Consider the following 15325-nt stretch of genomic DNA (forward strand, 5'->3'; position numbering starts at 1 on the left):
TGCATGACGAATGTTCTCGTCGTGGAGGATGACGACCTCATCCGCTCGGTACTGGTCAAGGCACTCGGCGGCGCCGAGTACACCGCACTCGAGGCTGTGGACGGGGAGAGCGCGCGATCCATCCTGTCGACCATCTCCGACATCGACCTGATGTTGCTGGACATCGGGCTGCCGGATATCGATGGTCTGACGCTGCTCCGCGAGGCGCGGGACCGCGGGTTCGCGGCCCCCGTCATCATCCTCACGGCCCGCGACAGCGTCGCGAACACCGTCGAGGGTCTGGACTCCGGGGCCAACGACTACATGGTCAAGCCCTTCCGTGTGCCGGAGCTGCTGGCCCGCATCCGGCTCCGCCTGCGCGAGCACGAGGCCTCGGAGGATCCCGGCATTCTCGAGCACGCCGGGATGCGTCTGGACATCCGCACCCGCCGGGTCGAGGTCGACGGTCGGATCCAGGAGCTCACCAACCGTGAGTACTCCCTGCTGGAGATGCTGCTGCGCAACAAGGGCGAGACCATCAGCCGTGAGCAGTTGCTGGAGAGCGTGTGGGGCATGGACTTCGACCCCGGCTCGAACATCGTCAACGTCTACATCCGGTCGTTGCGCCGCAAGATCGGCGAGAACAAGGTCCACACCGTCCGGGGCGTCGGCTACCGGGTGGAGTGACAGCGGCGGGCCGGGACCCCTGTGAGGTCCCGGCCCGCCGGCGCCGCGATTCCGTGCGGTGCGGTCAGCTGGTCACTGCGCGGGGGGCTCCCAGCCGAACGGCATGAGCACGCTCTGCAGCTCGCAGTAGGCGTCCAGCCCCTCGGGTCCGTTCTCGCGGCCGAGGCCGGAGTTCTTGAACCCGCCGAACGGTGCGCTCGGGTCGAAGGCGTACCAGTTGACGCCCATGGTGCCGGTGCGCACCCGCTGGGCCACGGCGAGCGCGGCGTCCGGATCAGCCGAGTACACGGCGCCGGCCAGGCCGAACTCGGAGTCGTTGGCGATCTGCACTGCCTCGTCGACGGAGTCGTACGCGATGACCTGAATCACCGGGCCGAAGATCTCCTCCTGGGCGATGGTCATGGAGTTGTCGACATCGGTGAACACGGTCGGCTGGACAAAGGCACCGCCGGCCACGTCGTCGGCGAGACCCTCGACCTTCCCGCCTCCGTAGGCGATCGTCGCGCCCTCCTCGACACCCTTGCGGATGTAGCCCTCGACGCTGTCCTTCTGCTTGTGGTTGGCCAGCGGCCCGAACGCGGTGCCCTCGGCGGCCGGGTCACCGACCGGCATGGCCTTGACGTTCTCGACCAGGGCCTCGACGACCTCGTCGTAGCGCGACCGCGGGGCGAGGATGCGGTTCTGGGACACGCACGCCTGGCCGGAGTTCATCAGCGCGGAGAACACCATGGTCCCGGCGTTGGCGGCGATGTCGGCGTCCTCGAGGATGATCGCGGCGCTCTTTCCGCCCAGCTCCAGCGAGCAGCGGGTGAGGTTCTGGGCGGCGATCCCCGCGATGTGCTTGCCCACACCGGTGGAGCCGGTGAACGAGATCTTGTCGACCTCCGGGTGCGAGACGAGGTGGTCGCCCACGGAGCTCGGACCGGTCACCACCGACAGCACGCCCTCGGGCAGCCCCGCCTCACGGAAGAGATCGGCGAGCCACAGCGCGGACAGCGGGGTCGCGGACGACGGCTTGAGGACCACCGAACTCCCCGAGAGCAGCGCCGGACCGAGCTTGGCGGAGTTGAGGTAGAGCGGGACGTTCCACGCGGTGACGGCCGCGACCACGCCGACGGGCTGGCGGCTGACCACGGAGGCACCGTAGTCGCCGTGCCGGACCTCGGACCACGGGAAGTCGGCTGCCAGCGTCGCGTAGTACCGCAGGACGCCGAGAGTGGGCGTCACCTGGATCATCGCCGCGGTCCCGGGAGGGGTGCCCATCTCGTCGGAGAGTATCTGGCAGACCTCGCCCTGGCGTTCCTCGAGCATGTCGGCGACCCGACCGATCAGCGCACCCCGCTCTGCGGGAGGGGTGTTACGCCAGACCCCGGACTCGAAGGAGTCGCGGGCCTGGTTGACCATCTCGTCGACGTCCTCCGTGGTGGTCTCGGCCACCCTCCCGACGACGGCGTTCGTAGCGGGGGACGTCACCTCGAGAACCCCCGTGGTGATGGGATCGGTCCAGCGCGTGCCGGAGAAGAGCTTGTCATGGATGACGACCACGGGGACCTCCGAGAGGTAGAAAACAAGAACGCGTTTCACCCATGGTAGACGAGTGTCCGACTCTCCGGGTGGACCCGCGGACGGGCGTCCGGCGCTCTCGGCGCCCCTAGCGGGCCCGCAGTACCAGCACGAGGTTCGACACCATGACCTCGCGGACCAGCGGCGCACGCACCAGCCACCACGCCCAGCGCGGGTGGTAGCGCGGGAAGGCGGCGAGCAGTTCACCCGCGTCGGTGCCCCGCGCCCACTCGAGCCCCTCCGCACAGCCCACCTCGAACAGCGACTCGCCGTACACGTTCTTGGGCGGGTGCCCGTGACGGCGTTCGTACATCCGCCGCGCCCGCTCACCGCCGAGATAATGGGTCAGGCCCATCTCGTGTCCGCCGAACGGTCCGTACCAGAGCGTGTAGGAGACGACGACGAGGCCACCGGGTCGAGTGACCCTGAGCATCTCCTCGGCCATGGTCCACGGCTCGGGCACGTGCTCGGCCACGTTGGAGGAGATGCACACGTCCACCGAGTCCGACCGGATGGGCAGCGACATCCCGCTCCCCCGGATCGAACCGGACTGATCAAGCCCGGCGGCGGACATCTCCCCCACGTCGGGCTCCACGGAGACGTAGCGCGCGCCCTCCGCGGCGTAGGCGTCGGAGAAGTAACCGGGACCGCCGCCCACGTCGAGGACGGTCAACCCCGGTAGCCGCGCGCCCGGCAGCCCGCCCGACCGGCCCACCTGCCGGCCGACCTGCTGGCCCACCTGCTGGCCCCCCGCTTGGTCTCCCAGTCGGTCTCCCGGTTGGTCCCCCGACTCTGCCCACAGGTCCGCGACCAACTCGACCGTGTCGCGCGCCAGCCCGGAGTAGAAGGCGTCCGGGTCGGACTGTTCGAGGGGGAACGAGCGCAGGAGCCCGAGCGAGCGCCCGAAGGTGGCGCGCCGGGCGACCGACCGCAGCGCGCTCGACCGGTGATCTGCTGGTGGGGTCACAGCGGAGACGATACCGACGGGCCTCCGCCCCACCCGCGCTGCGTACAGTGTGCGCCGTGGCTCGAATCCTGCTGCTGTGCTGGCGAGACAGCACCCATCCGCAGGGCGGTGGCAGCGAGCGGTACCTGGAGCACGTCGCGGACGGCCTGGCGGCCGCAGGACACACCGTCATCTATCGGACCTCCCGTTCCCGCGGCGCGGCCCGCTCGGAGGTGAGGGCGGCCGGCGCAACCGGGTCCGCTGTCACCGGGTCGGGCGTCACGGTCAGCCGGGGAGGCGGCCGTTTCACCGTCTACCCGCGCGCCCTGGGGGCGATGCTCCTCGGGCGGGTCGGGCTGGGGCCACTCGGTCGGTTGCGGCGGCCCGACGTCGTCGTCGACACGCAGAACGGCGTCCCCTTCTTCTCCCGGCTCGCCACCACCGCCCCGGTCGTGGTGCTGGTCCACCACATCCACCGCGAACAGTGGCCCGTCGCCGGATGGTTGGTGGCGAGGATCGGCTGGTGGATCGAGTCGTGGCTCTCGCCGCGCGTGCACTCGCACAGTCAGTACGTGACCGTCTCGCTGCCGTCGGCGGAGGAACTCGCCGAGCTCGGTGTGGACCCGGCCCGCATCGCCGTGGTCCGCAACGGCCTGGACCCGCTACCCGCCGGGGTGCTGCCGGGCGGGTCCGGGACCCGTGCGGACGGCCCGCGCCTGGTGGTGCTGTCCCGACTGGTGCCGCACAAACACGTCGAGGACGCCCTGGACGTGCTTGCAGCGCTACGCCAGACCTGTCCCGAGCTGGTACTGGATGTGATCGGGAGCGGCTGGTGGTCCGACCGTCTCCGCGAGTACGCGGGCGATCTCGGACTGGACGGCCCCGGGCCAGATCACCCCGCGGGTGCGGTGGTGTTCCACGGGCACGTCGACGAGGCCACCAAGCACCGGATCCTCGCTTCGGCGTCGCTCCACCTCATGCCCTCGCGCAAGGAGGGGTGGGGTCTCGCAGTGTCCGAGGCCGCCCAGCACGGCGTGCCCACCATCGGCTACCACCACGCGGCCGGGCTGCGGGACTCGATCGACGACGGCCAGACCGGCCTCCTCGTGGACGACGTCGCGGCCATGACGGCGGCGACCGGGCGCCTGCTGGCCGATCCCGCGCTGCGCGGCCGCATGGGCGAGGCCGCCCGCCGCAAGGCCGCCGGGCTGTCGTGGCCCGCGACCGGGGAGGCGATGGCGGAGGTCCTCACGGCCGTCACCGAGGGACGCCGGGTCAGCGGCGTGATCGGCGGCGGGATCGGCGGCCCGCCCAGGCGAGCGCCGCAGCCACCACACCGGTGAGCAGCCACGCCGCGTGAGCCACCAGGACCGCCGCCCGGGAGTCGGCGGCTGCCGGGGGCGGAGCCGTTGCGAGGGGCGGAGCCGTTGTGTGGGGCGGAGCCGTGAGCTCCCGCCCGTCCGCCGCACCCAGCTCGTAGAGGGTCAGTTCGGAGTCGGCGAACCTTGTCGTCGTCGTCGCAAGTGTCCGGCCGGACTCCCCCCGGGGGCCGGCGGAGGTGCGCTCGTCGAGCACCCACCGCACGCCCAGGTCTGTCAGCGCCGGGGGGTCCTCACCGCGGAGCAGGGCCTCGGTGGCCTCGCGGGCGCGGTCACCCTCCCCCGCCACCGTGCCGGCCCGGCCCACGACCAGATCACCGGGAACCAGCACCCGGGTGTCGAGCATGCGGGGAGCGGGGTCGAGCACGGCGGCGCCACCGGCCCACAGCGGGGTCGAGCGGAAGGACCCGGCGGGGAGGACGAGCAGGTCTCCGGGACGGCCGTCGACGATCCCGGCCACCTCCGCCCACCCGTCCCCGTACGTCACCGGGCGTAGCGACTCCCAGAGTGCACGCGGCGCGTCGGGGACGGCGGCCACGGCCACGGCGGTGAGCACCAGTGCCGCCCCCGCGGGCCGCAGCCGCGATGCCAGCGCCCGGGTGGCGACACCCCACGCGAGCACGGTGGCCGGCAGGGCGAACGCGACGAACTTCTGGGTGTCACGCAGCAGACCGGCCGCCGGCACCGCCCCCACCACGGCGTCCAACGCGACCAGCCCGGGACCTGTCGCCGCCAGGCCCACCAGCAGCCATGTGACCAGCGCGAGCGGAACCGTGGCCCGGACCGCCGGGGAGCGCCGGGCGCGCCACAGCCCGCGAGCCGCCGACGCCCACACGGCGAGCAGCAGCACCAGCGCCGCGGCCGCCCACCAACTCGCCCGCGAGGGCGGCACGGCTGCCGAGTTCCAGATCCCGCCCAGCGCCACCACAGAACCGAGGGTCCCGATGCTGGTCTCGGCGCGGGCGGCGAACGCCGCCACCCCGGTCTCCCCGCCGGCGCCGGCGCCACCCACAGCGCCCCCACCCGCGAGGAGCGTGGCCAGCAGCCACGGCAGCGCGGTCACCACGGCCACCACGGCCAGCGGAACCGCCGACCGCACCCGCCGGCCAGACCCAGACCCAGACCGCGACCCGGACCCCGGCCCCGCGCAGCTCAACGACACCACCGCGGCCACCACCGCCAGCACCCAACCCGTCGGCGTGAGTCCCGCTGCGGCCACCGCCGCGCACGCCGCCGCCACCCGGGGCCTCGCCCGGGCCAGCAGCACCGGCATCGTCACCACCGCGGCCACCCCGGCCAACAGCGACCACTGACCCTGCAGGAGCCGCTCCACCACCAGCGGATTCCACACCGCAACCACGACGGCGGGCACCCTCAGCAGGTGGCCCGACCAATTGGCGGCGTCGGCGCCCGGCCCGCTTGCAGCCTGCACCGCCTGCCGGACCAGGGCGCCCGCCGCCACGGCGATCCACACGCAGAACGCTGCCGTGAGCAGGCCCGTCAGCGGCCACACCGGAAGCCCGACCGCATCCAGCGCGCGGGTCGCCCAGACCACCGCCACATCCTGCGGCACCGCACGCGCCGCCGACTCGCCGAGCCCCAGAGCGGCGTCCGACAACGGGGGCGCGGGGGTGGCCACCCAGTCCCGCACCAGCGGGAAGCCCGGACGTGCCAACCCGGCCAACAGCAGAGCCGTCACCGCCAGCCCGACGCCGGCGTCGACCGCGGCCCCCGCCCCCGGGCCCGCGAGAGCGCGGCGGGGCCCGACCGAAGTGGCTGACATGCGCACATTTCACCACGGCAACCGCTGCGACCGGGCCCCGGGCGACGCCCTACGATCACCGGTGTGGACCCTCAGGCGCGCGCGGCGGTACCCGGATCCGCCACCAGGCGATTCCTGACCGGCGCCGGGGCGGTGACGCTCGGTTCCCTCCTGGCCAACATCGCCGCCTACCTGCTCCACCTGCCGGCCTCCCGGTGGCTCGGCCCCGAGGGGTACGGCGCGTTCGCCGCCCTGCTCTCCGCTCAGCTCTTGGTCGCGGTGCCGTCGCTGGCGCTGCAGGCCGTGGTGGCCCGGGAGCACGTCCGCGGGGTGCCGCACGAGGCGCTGCGCTCCCTCGGCGCGCGGGTCGCGCTGCTCGTGGCCGTGATCGCCGCACTCGCCGTGGTCCCGGTGTCGCTGCTCCTCGACACCCCGACGCTCGCCACCGCGGCCGCGCTGTCCCCGGGCCCGGTGTTGTGCCTGCTGGCCACCGAACAGGGGCTGCTGCAGGGCGCCGAGCGGTTCCGTGCACTCGGTGTGGTGCTCGCCCTGGCGGGCGCGGGCAAGGTCGTGCCGGCGGTCGCCGTACTCGCCGCCGGCGGCGGGGTCGGCACGGCGCTCGCGGCCGGTGCGGTCGGCGTGACCGCGGCCTGGGCGACGGCGGCGTGGGTGACCAGAGGGACGACGACGAGGCGTTCCCGGACCCAGGACAGCGGAACCACACCGGCCTCGCCCGGTGTGCCAGCCGTGCTTGCCGCCGGGCAGGTCCAGCTGGTGATGATGGCCCTGACCTCGGTTGATCTGCTCCTGGCTCGCGCACTGCTGTCGCCGGAGGACGCGGGTCGCTACGCGCTCGGCGCGGTGGCCGCGAAAGCCGCGTTCTGGCTCCCCCAGGCGGTCGGCACCGTGCTGTACCCCCGGATGGCCGACCCCGCCGGACATCGCGGCGCCGTCCGCTCCGCCGTCGGGGTGCTGCTCGGGATCGGGGCGGTCGTCGTGCTGGCCGCCGCGCTCGCGGCCCCGCTCGTGCCGGCCGTGGTGGGCGAGGGGTACCGACCGGTCACCGGGGTGCTGTGGGCGTTCGCCGGCCTCGGCGTCACCCTGAGTGTCCTGCAGGCGTTCCTGCTCGCCACCATCGCCACCAATCGGACGACGGAGGCCGGGATCGCGTGGGGCGGTCTCGTGCTCACCGTGGTGGCCGTGTGGGCGGCGCCCCGGGAGCTGGGATCCGTGCTGGGGGCGACCCTCGTCGTCGTGGTCCTCACCACCGTCGTCGCGGGGTGGCGGGCGTTCCGGGTGCGACCGGCCTGAGCCGGCCCCTCCCCGCGATTCGCGGACGCCTCCCGCGCGATCCGCGGGGTGGCGTGCATACGAGAAGAGCGTTCCGCACACCCGCCCTCGGTCGGGCGATGTGTGCGGAACGCTCGTGACGGTCCAGGAGGTCAGGACGATGTAGGTGGCCCGGGCGACGCGGGGTCGCGGGGGTCAGCGGGGCGTCAGGCGCGAGTCCCCGCCCCGGCGCCCCGGTTCCCGCGGGCGCCACGGGTGCCACGGGTATCGCGCCCGCCGCGGACACCCAGGAGGATGCCGCCGATCAGAGCCAGCACGCCGAGCACACCGAGCACCGCCGGCAGGACGCGACCGAACGTGTTGAGCGTGTCGGCGCTCTCCTGCGCGGTGGCCTGCGTCTGCTCCTTGGTCTCCTCGTTCCAGCCGGACTCGAAGCGGACAGCCGTCCGGGTGGGCTCGGCCTTCTCGGCCTCCATGCCGGCCGCGTCGTTGAAGAAGGCCTCGGCCTCGTCCTGGTCCTCGGCGAAGAACTGGAAGATGCTCTCGCTGCCGTTGACGATCTGCCCGGTGTCCGGGTTCACGTACACCGTGCGGGTGTTGGTGTAGAAGCGTCGCATGTCGACCTCGCGCTCCGGGTCACCCTCGATGCCCCACTGGCCCGCGGTCATGCCCTCACGGCGGTAGCTGGCGAGCACCGACTCGACGGCCGGGTCGTAGCCGTCCGAGATGGCGGCGAAGTGGTCGCGGATCGAGGACCACATGTCGATCGGCCCGAGCTCCTGCCGGAACTCGTAGGCCTCGACCCCGCCGACGGTGGTCTCACCGACGAACGAGATCGGGTTGGTGGTGAAGGTGCTGGCATCGAAGTAGTCGTAGTTCCCCTGCTCGGTGTCGAACGGGAACTTGTACTGCAGACCGTTGCGGACGAACCCGGTGGGGGCGGAGTCGTCCGCGTTGCCGGTGGCGACCACCTGCAGGGTGCTCACGGGCTCGTCGATCGGCATGGCGGTCACGCGGTCGACGGTGACGCGGTCGATCGTGGCGTTGATCAGGCCCTCGACCCCGTCCGACCCGGTCTTGTCCTCACGCAGCAGCGACTGGGCTGCCTGCAGCGTGATCACCTCGCCGTCCGACGGCTCGACGGCCTGGACGCGACGCTGGGAGTAGAGCGGGACATCGTTGTCGATGAAGCAGGAGACCGGGAACTGGACCTCCGAGTCGTCGGCCTCGTCGCCGTCTTGGGTCTCGACGACCTCGGCGGCATCGCCCTCGCCGGCCTCCTCGACCTCGTCGCCGGCCGCGTCCCCGGCGCTACACTCAGGGCGCGTGGAGTTCAGCTCGGTCGGCGCGTTGCCCGCCAGGGCCCCGCCCACCAACACGGCTCCCGGCGACGTCTCGGTGACCGTCGTGGAGTTAATGTCCAACGGGGTCTTCTTCTGTGCCGGGACCACGAAGAAGACGAGTGCCAGTGCGATAGTGATCAGGAAGGCGCCGAGACCGACGAGGACCAGTGCGGGTACTGACGACCTCCGTCCCGCGGAACTGCTCTGTCGTGCCATCGGTTGTCCTCCTGGAGTCGCACCCTCGGTCCGCCGGTTACTTCCGGGTAGCTTCCCGGGTCGGTCACCGGACCGGACCATCATCAGGAGAAGATTAACAGTGATGAAGAACGCATTCTCCACCCCCGACCGACGAGTCGGAACTCTCCCGTCGGCGACCGGCTTCGTGCCGGCCCTGGAGGGCTTTCGCGCCGTGGCTGCGCTGGCCGTTCTCACCACTCATGTGGCGTTCCAGACCGGGTCCTCGACCGGGTCGGTGATCAACCGGGTCTGGGGCCGGTTCGACCTGTCCGTGGCAGTCTTCTTCGCCTTGTCCGGGTTCCTGCTGTGGCGGGCCCACGCCCTGCACGCGCGGCAGGGCGGGCCCGGAACCGCGCGGTCTCCGCGGGTCTACCTGCGTTCCCGCCTCGTCCGGATCATGCCGGCGTACCTCGTCCTGGTGGCCGCGGTGTTCCTCCTCCTGCCCCAGAACGCGCACAGTTCGGCCTCGACCTGGACGGCCAACCTGACCCTGATGCAGGTGTTCGTCCCCGACTCCCTGGTCGAGGGGTTGACCCATGCGTGGTCGCTGTCCGTGGAGATGTCGTTCTACCTCGTCCTGCCGTTGCTGTGGTGGGCGCTCGCCGGGCTCCGGGGCCGCGCGGCGCGGTGGCGCATCCCCGTCATCGCGGCTGTGGGGGTGCTGAGCCTGGCGTGGGCTCTGGTCCCCTGGTACGAGCTCGGACTGCCCGAGCGGATCAACGACCAGATCCTGCCCCCGGCGTTCGCCTCGTGGTTCGCGGCGGGGATGATCCTCGCCGAGCTCGCCGCCGCACCGCCGGGACGCCTCGCGGCGCTGGCGAGGCACCGCCACGCGCGGTGGGGCTGGTGGGCGGTGGTCGCGCTGGCGTTCGGTGTCAGCACCGTCCCGCAGTGGTTCACCGAGGGGTTCGTGCACCCCTCCGGGCCGGAGTTCGCGACCCGGACGGCACTGGGCGCCGTGGTGGCGTTCTGCCTGCTGGCCCCGGTGATACTGGCGCCGCAGGGACAGCGTTTCGCGGTGCTGGACTCCACGGTGGTGGGCATGCTGGGCAGGTGGTCCTACGGCGTGTTCCTGTGGCACGTGCTGGTCCTGCACTTCGCGTTCCAGATCGCGTTCGTGCCCATGTTCTCCGGCCACATGCTCGAGATCTGGGTGATCACCGTGGTGGTCTCCACCGTGCTCGCGGCGGCCAGCTACGCGCTGGTCGAGGAGCCGTCGGGGCGCTGGTTCGCCCCCCGGCGCACTCCCCGCGGAACGCCGAGCACCGACGGCCAGGCCGCGGCCAACCCGGCGCAGACGAGCCCCGCCACCGTCGCGACCTGAGGAAGCCAGCCGTCGCCGGCGTACCCGGCTGGGGTGGGCCACGGGGCGCGGGCGAGTAGCGCGGCGCCCGCGACCATCCCCACACCCGACCCGACGATCAACAGATCCCGCGCCCGCCCTGCACCCAGGTAGCGGCTCGCCACCAGGGCACTGACGGTGAGCACCGCCGAGAGCCCCAGACCCACCGGGCCCGCCAGCGCGTAGGCGACGGCCACCGTGGCGGTCGCGGTGACGGCCCCGCCGCCGCGCCACACCACTGCGCGGGCGCCCGCCCGGTCGCGGCCACGGAGCAGGAAGAGGATCAGGACCAGCGTCAGCACGAACGGCCCGGTCATGAGCGCCGCCCGGTACGGCCCGTCGAGCGGGACCGTCAGGACGAGGGTCGCCCCGGTGCCGGCGGCGGGCAGGACCCAACCCTGCTTCCAGCCGTCCACGGTCACCGGGCGGACATCGGGCAACTCGGTGCCGTCGTCGGCGACCAGCGTTGCCTCCCACGCGGGGGACACCGACTCGGGCACCACCAGGACCCGCTCCCGCGGCGCTGCGGGTACGTGCAGCTCGCGGCGCGAGGCGTCCCACCGGACCGTCGCGACCGCTCGGGTCGCCTGCAACGCCCCGCCCAGGACCGGCGTGCGGGTGGTGGACTCGGCGCGACCGGTGCCCGCGCGGCCGGCGCCGTCACCCCCGACACCACCGCCTTCACCACCACCGTCACCACCACCGTCGACGACGACGAGGCCCACCGAATCGACCGAGAACGCCTCCCCGGGGTCCACCGAGACCTCCACCGGCCCGGCGGCCATCGCGACCGGGTCGTCGTCGCACGGTTCGACGGGGATCGCGCGGCCCTCGAGCAGCTCCCGCCGCGTGGTGGTCAGGCGGGTGGAGACCGACCGGTCGCCGATGGACAACCGGGGTCCGTCCTGGCAGGCCAGGGTGACCGGATCGTCGTTGGCCGCGGGCAGTGCGCCGATCCGGGCACCGGTGCCGTCCTGGACCCACACCTCGGCGATCCCGGTGGGGACCTGCGTGCCTCCCGGGGTCCGCACGTCGTGCGCGGTGTCTATCCGGACCGTCACCCGGTCGGTGTGGTCGGCGGGCAGGGGGACGACGACGGACCCGTCCTCCTCCGGCGCGATCGCGTCCAGGTCGACGCGGGTGGTCTGGACGCCGGTGTCCACGGTGATCACCCGGGGGGCTGCCGGGGCGTCCGACCGCGGTGCCCACAGCCTGATCGAGCCGACCAGCTGGCGGCCGGGTAGCTGCAGCTCGAGCGTCGGCGAGGGGACGTCGGGCGCGTGCCAGCTGGTCGACCGGTCACCGTCGACGGCTGCTGACGGGCCGCCGGCGGGGTCGGTCACCAGGGACTCGCCCACGGCTCGGACCTGGCGCGCGCGGGTGGCGGGGTCGCCTCGCAGCACATCGTCCAACGCCGCACTGACCCGCGGGCGCACGAGGAGCTGCGGTAGGACCGCGGTCCCGGTCGGCACGTCGAGCAGGCGGGCGAAGCGCTTCGGTTCCTCGGCCTCGATGGCGAGCTCCGGAGCGCACCGCACAGCGCCGGTCTCCTCCTCGGCGCCCGCCAACCCCTCGACCGGGCTCCCGCCGTGGACGCAGTCCGAGCGACCGCCCAGTTCCTGCCGGAGCACCCAACCGGACGGCGCCGCGGAGTCCGAGGGCCGGTCCGGCAGCGCCACCACCCGCAGAAGCGGGATGTCCTCGCCGGCCGAGCTCAGCCGGATGTCCGACACCTCGAAGTAGGTGCCGCGGCCTCCGTCGGCGAGGCCCGTCGCCGTGACCCGCACCGTCTCGGTGGGGCCCGGGGGCAGTGCCACGACCAGCTCGCCGCCGCCGGTCGGATAGGCGGTGGTGGTGCCGGAGTCCGTACGGATCTGCAGGGTGCTGACCTCGGGCCCCGCATCCGGGACCGGCACGGTGATCCGGAGCAGTCCCCGGTCGACGGGCTCGGGGAGGTCGATCTCGATCCACTGACCGAAGGCCGAGCCGTAGCCCCCGGAGCGCCAGGCGGTATCCGGGTCACCGTCGACCGCCGCCGCCACCGAACGTGCGGGCCTGACCGGCCCTGTCTGGGCGGAGTCCGATGCCGACGACGAGACCCGGACCCGGGCGTCCCACCATCGGGCCTGCGCCAGTGGTGGTTCGGTGTCGGAGACGGAGGCCGCGTAGTCCGGAACCGAGCCACGGCTGCGTCGCGGGTCGCCCTCGGCCCGGACCGCCGACGAGTGGTGGTCGAGGCGGCCGAAGTCGGTTTCCCGGTCCGTCGGGGAGTCCGTGAGGACAGGGGCCGTGGAGGTGACCGGTCGCGGCCTGGGGAAGGGATCGGAGGCGGGGTCCACACCCGCAGCGTCGGCGTCGACCTCGAGCAGTCTGGTCACCCGGGCCGGGGACCCGACCGTGTCCCGCACGGCCAGGAGGTCGTCGAGCCGGGACAGCGACTCCGGCCCGCCGGACACCACCGGCAGGTCACGCACCTCCACCGTGTACGGGGCCGTGGCCGACCGGGGCGGCCCCGGGGACGCGGCGTCCGAACCCAACCGGGAGTCGACCCGGTAGATCTCGATCGCCGGATAGGCCGGGCGGAGGCCCGAGTCGGGGACGACGACCACCTCGTCGTCGTCACCGGTTACGTCCCCGACCTCAGTGCCTCCTACCTCCGTGCCCCCGACCTGAGTGCCCCCGACCGGTTCCCCGAACTCCGCGACCTTGACCAGACCCGGAGAGCCGTCGATCGCCTGGTGGACCAGGACCGGCCGGGGCGCACCGGAGTCGGCGGTGAGGTCGTTGCGCACCACCAGGAATCCGATCCCGAGCGAGGCGAGCGTGGCGGCCATCCCCGGGGCGGGGTTGCCGTCGGCGAGACGACGCTGGACGGCGTCGAGGGCCCGGATCGCCGGCGCGGGCTGCAGCGGCACCGAGTCCCGGACCGCCCACGGTGTGGTGGCCAGCGGCTGCAGCGGTTCGTCGCGGGTGACGCCCCAGACCTGACGCCCGAAGGACGACCCCGGCACCACCAGTGCACGCGTCGTCGCCGCGGGGTCGGGGTCACCGCCCTCGGCGATCGCTGCCCCCGGCACCGCGACCGGCGCGTTCTCCGAGAGCCAGGCGGCGGCGTCGGTCCAGTGGTCGGGGATCGCGGCGTGGGCGCCGACCGGGGCCAGGCGACCGAGCAACGCCGGGGCCACCGCGACGGTGCCCGCGAGCACCACGACCATGGCCACGGCCACCGAACGGTTCCGCTCGGGGTGCGCCACCGCGGTCCAGCCGCGCGCGGTCGGTTCGCCCTCTCCCGAGCGTTCCGAACCGCCGTGCACACCGGCGAGCAGGCGCGCCAACAGATGGGCCGTGCCCAGGACCAGCGGGAGACGAAGCAGTGGCTCGAACTTGTGGACGTTGCGCAGCGGCGCGCCCGCGCCGTCGAGGAATGCGCGGAGCGTCTCGGCCAGACCGCCACCGGCCGGCCCGACCCACGGCGCCGCCATCGCCACCAACCCGACGGCGGCGATCACCAGGAGCCGACCCCGGGCGGGCATCCCCCGGTGGAGCAGTCCCAGCACCCCGACCGCCGCGATCACGCCGGTGGCCAGGACGAACACCGGTTCGCTGGTGAGCGCGGCGCCGGCCACCCGGTCCGTGGACACGAACGGCACCCACGTCGCGGCCCCGCGCAGCACCTCCGTCGCCGACGACCACCGCGTCGTGACCTCAGCCGACTCGATGAGGTCGAGGAATGGCGGCGAGACCCGTCCGAGCAGGACCAGCGGCACCGCCCACCACAGACACACCGCCGCCGAGAGGGGCAGCCACCACGCCGCCAGCCTCGCCCAGGTGCGTCCGGGGCGGTGCATGAGCCACCACAGGACGGCGGGCAGGCAGGCGACCAGGGTGGCGACCGCGTTGACCGCGCCCATCAGCGCCAGGGCCAGCGCGGCCCCGGCAGCGCCCCGCCGAGGGGACATCCGCCCCTGCAACACGCGGACTACCGGGAGCAGCACCCACGGGGCCAGCGCCACGGGCCAGATCTCCGAGGAGATCGAACCGAGGTCGCCGAGCATCCGGGGCGCCAGTGCGTAGAGGATCCCCGCCACGGCCCTGGTGTGGCGGGTACCGATCCTCAGAGCGGCCGCGACCCGGACCACCCCGACATAGGCGACCGTCAGGACCACCGCCCACCACAGACGTTGGGTCAGCCAGGCAGGCATCCCGACCAGGTCGAACAGCGCGAAGAACGGTCCCTGAGGGAAGAGATACCCGTACGCCTGGTTCTGGACCTGTCCGCTGAACGACAGTCCGGTCCACAGATGGGTGGCCTGTGCGAGGAAGCGTCCGGGGTCGACGACGAGGTCGTACTTGGTATCGGGGACTACCAGTCCCGGGGACTGCAGGCAGGCCAGGAGGAGAAAAGCGAGAAAGGCGACGACCGCGTCGCGCGCGCCTGCGCCGAGACGGATCCCGCGGGTCACCTCGGCGGGCGCGAAGGGGGACTAGCGGGCGCCGTACTCGACCTGGCCCAGGAGGGCCTGGTCGGCGGGCGGCTGCGCGACCTCGGGGATGGAGTTCTCGGCCATCGCGGAGTTCGCTCCGAACGCGACGATGCCGCCGAGGACGATTCCGCCGACTGCGCTGGCGAGCGCTCCGGTACCGAAGCTCATCGAGTTCTCCCTGCGGGTAACGAGAATTGGGCGTCATGGCAGTGCCGTAGGGCACACCGACGCCGAAAGAGTATCACCCGGTGCAGCACGGATCGTGCGTAGTGTCGCCCACAACTCCTTACTGGCCGGTAAGTTGGTGTGGGAC

9 protein-coding genes and 1 pseudogene are annotated in these 15325 nt (G+C 73.0%); 4 read left to right on the plus strand and 6 right to left on the minus strand.

Features of this window, described 5'->3' with window-relative positions:
• Positions 1-3 precede the first annotated feature (3 nt).
• Positions 4-666, plus strand: coding sequence for a response regulator transcription factor (locus A6048_RS15750; RefSeq protein WP_107746790.1), 663 nt, complete (start codon positions 4-6; stop codon positions 664-666).
• 72 nt (positions 667-738) lie between these two features.
• On the opposite strand, the gene A6048_RS15755 is transcribed toward A6048_RS15750, so the two are convergent.
• Together A6048_RS15755 and A6048_RS15760 are read right to left on the minus strand one after the other, a co-directional pair.
• On the minus strand, positions 739-2211 hold the full coding sequence (locus tag A6048_RS15755) for an aldehyde dehydrogenase (protein WP_107746791.1): 1473 nt from the start codon (positions 2209-2211) through the stop codon (positions 739-741).
• 106 nt (positions 2212-2317) lie between these two features.
• Positions 2318-3196: a class I SAM-dependent methyltransferase gene (locus tag A6048_RS15760; RefSeq protein ID WP_235027454.1), complete on the minus strand. Its 879-nt coding sequence runs from the start codon at positions 3194-3196 to the stop codon at positions 2318-2320.
• Between the two features lie 56 nt (positions 3197-3252).
• On the opposite strand from A6048_RS15760, the gene A6048_RS15765 reads away from it, so the two are divergent.
• On the plus strand, positions 3253-4518 hold the full coding sequence (locus tag A6048_RS15765) for a glycosyltransferase family 4 protein (RefSeq protein WP_107747222.1): 1266 nt from the start codon (positions 3253-3255) through the stop codon (positions 4516-4518).
• On the opposite strand, the gene A6048_RS15770 is transcribed toward A6048_RS15765, so the two are convergent.
• Entirely contained in the window at positions 4451-6337 is a 1887-nt protein-coding gene (locus A6048_RS15770; RefSeq protein WP_107746793.1) for an MmpA family trehalose lipid delivery protein, read from the minus strand. The genes A6048_RS15765 and A6048_RS15770 overlap by 68 nt on opposite strands.
• Positions 6338-6400: 63 nt before the next feature.
• On the opposite strand from A6048_RS15770, the gene A6048_RS15775 reads away from it, so the two are divergent.
• The gene (locus A6048_RS15775) at positions 6401-7627 is read left to right on the plus strand and encodes a polysaccharide biosynthesis protein (RefSeq protein WP_107746794.1); all 1227 of its coding nucleotides are present in this window, start codon (positions 6401-6403) and stop codon (positions 7625-7627) included.
• A 185-nt stretch (positions 7628-7812) separates the two neighbouring features.
• Here the strand turns inward: A6048_RS15775 and pgfA are convergent, their stop codons facing one another.
• The gene (gene pgfA / locus A6048_RS15780; protein ID WP_107746795.1) at positions 7813-9165 is read right to left on the minus strand and encodes a cell envelope lipid trafficking protein PgfA; all 1353 of its coding nucleotides are present in this window, start codon (positions 9163-9165) and stop codon (positions 7813-7815) included.
• A 103-nt stretch (positions 9166-9268) separates the two neighbouring features.
• Here pgfA and A6048_RS15785 point away from each other — a divergent pair, with 103 nt between their 5' ends.
• The gene (locus tag A6048_RS15785; protein ID WP_162845673.1) at positions 9269-10510 is read left to right on the plus strand and encodes an acyltransferase family protein; all 1242 of its coding nucleotides are present in this window, start codon (positions 9269-9271) and stop codon (positions 10508-10510) included.
• Between the two features lie 1031 nt (positions 10511-11541).
• Here the strand turns inward: A6048_RS15785 and A6048_RS18725 are convergent.
• Positions 11542-14991: pseudogene (locus tag A6048_RS18725) on the minus strand (alpha-(1->3)-arabinofuranosyltransferase domain-containing protein); the annotation flags it as partial.
• Positions 14992-15012: 21 nt separating this feature from the next.
• On the minus strand, positions 15013-15180 hold the full coding sequence (locus A6048_RS15795) for a DUF2613 domain-containing protein (RefSeq protein ID WP_107746797.1): 168 nt from the start codon (positions 15178-15180) through the stop codon (positions 15013-15015).
• Positions 15181-15325: the final 145 nt, after the last annotated feature.

It is taken from the genome of Dietzia psychralcaliphila (assembly GCF_003096095.1).
Taxonomy (GTDB): domain Bacteria; phylum Actinomycetota; class Actinomycetes; order Mycobacteriales; family Mycobacteriaceae; genus Dietzia; species Dietzia psychralcaliphila.

Excerpts from the sequence above, each read along its gene's own strand:
- A6048_RS15795 (WP_107746797.1), bottom strand. The coding sequence starts at position 15,180 with ATGAGCTTCGGTACCGGAGCGCTCGCCAGCGCAGTCGGCGGAATCGTC.
- A6048_RS15785 (WP_162845673.1), top strand. The coding sequence starts at position 9,269 with ATGAAGAACGCATTCTCCACCCCCGACCGACGAGTCGGAACTCTCCCG.
- pgfA (WP_107746795.1), bottom strand. The coding sequence starts at position 9,165 with ATGGCACGACAGAGCAGTTCCGCGGGACGGAGGTCGTCAGTACCCGCA.
- A6048_RS15750 (WP_107746790.1), top strand. The coding sequence starts at position 4 with ATGACGAATGTTCTCGTCGTGGAGGATGACGACCTCATCCGCTCGGTA.
- A6048_RS15770 (WP_107746793.1), bottom strand. The coding sequence starts at position 6,337 with ATGTCAGCCACTTCGGTCGGGCCCCGCCGCGCTCTCGCGGGCCCGGGG.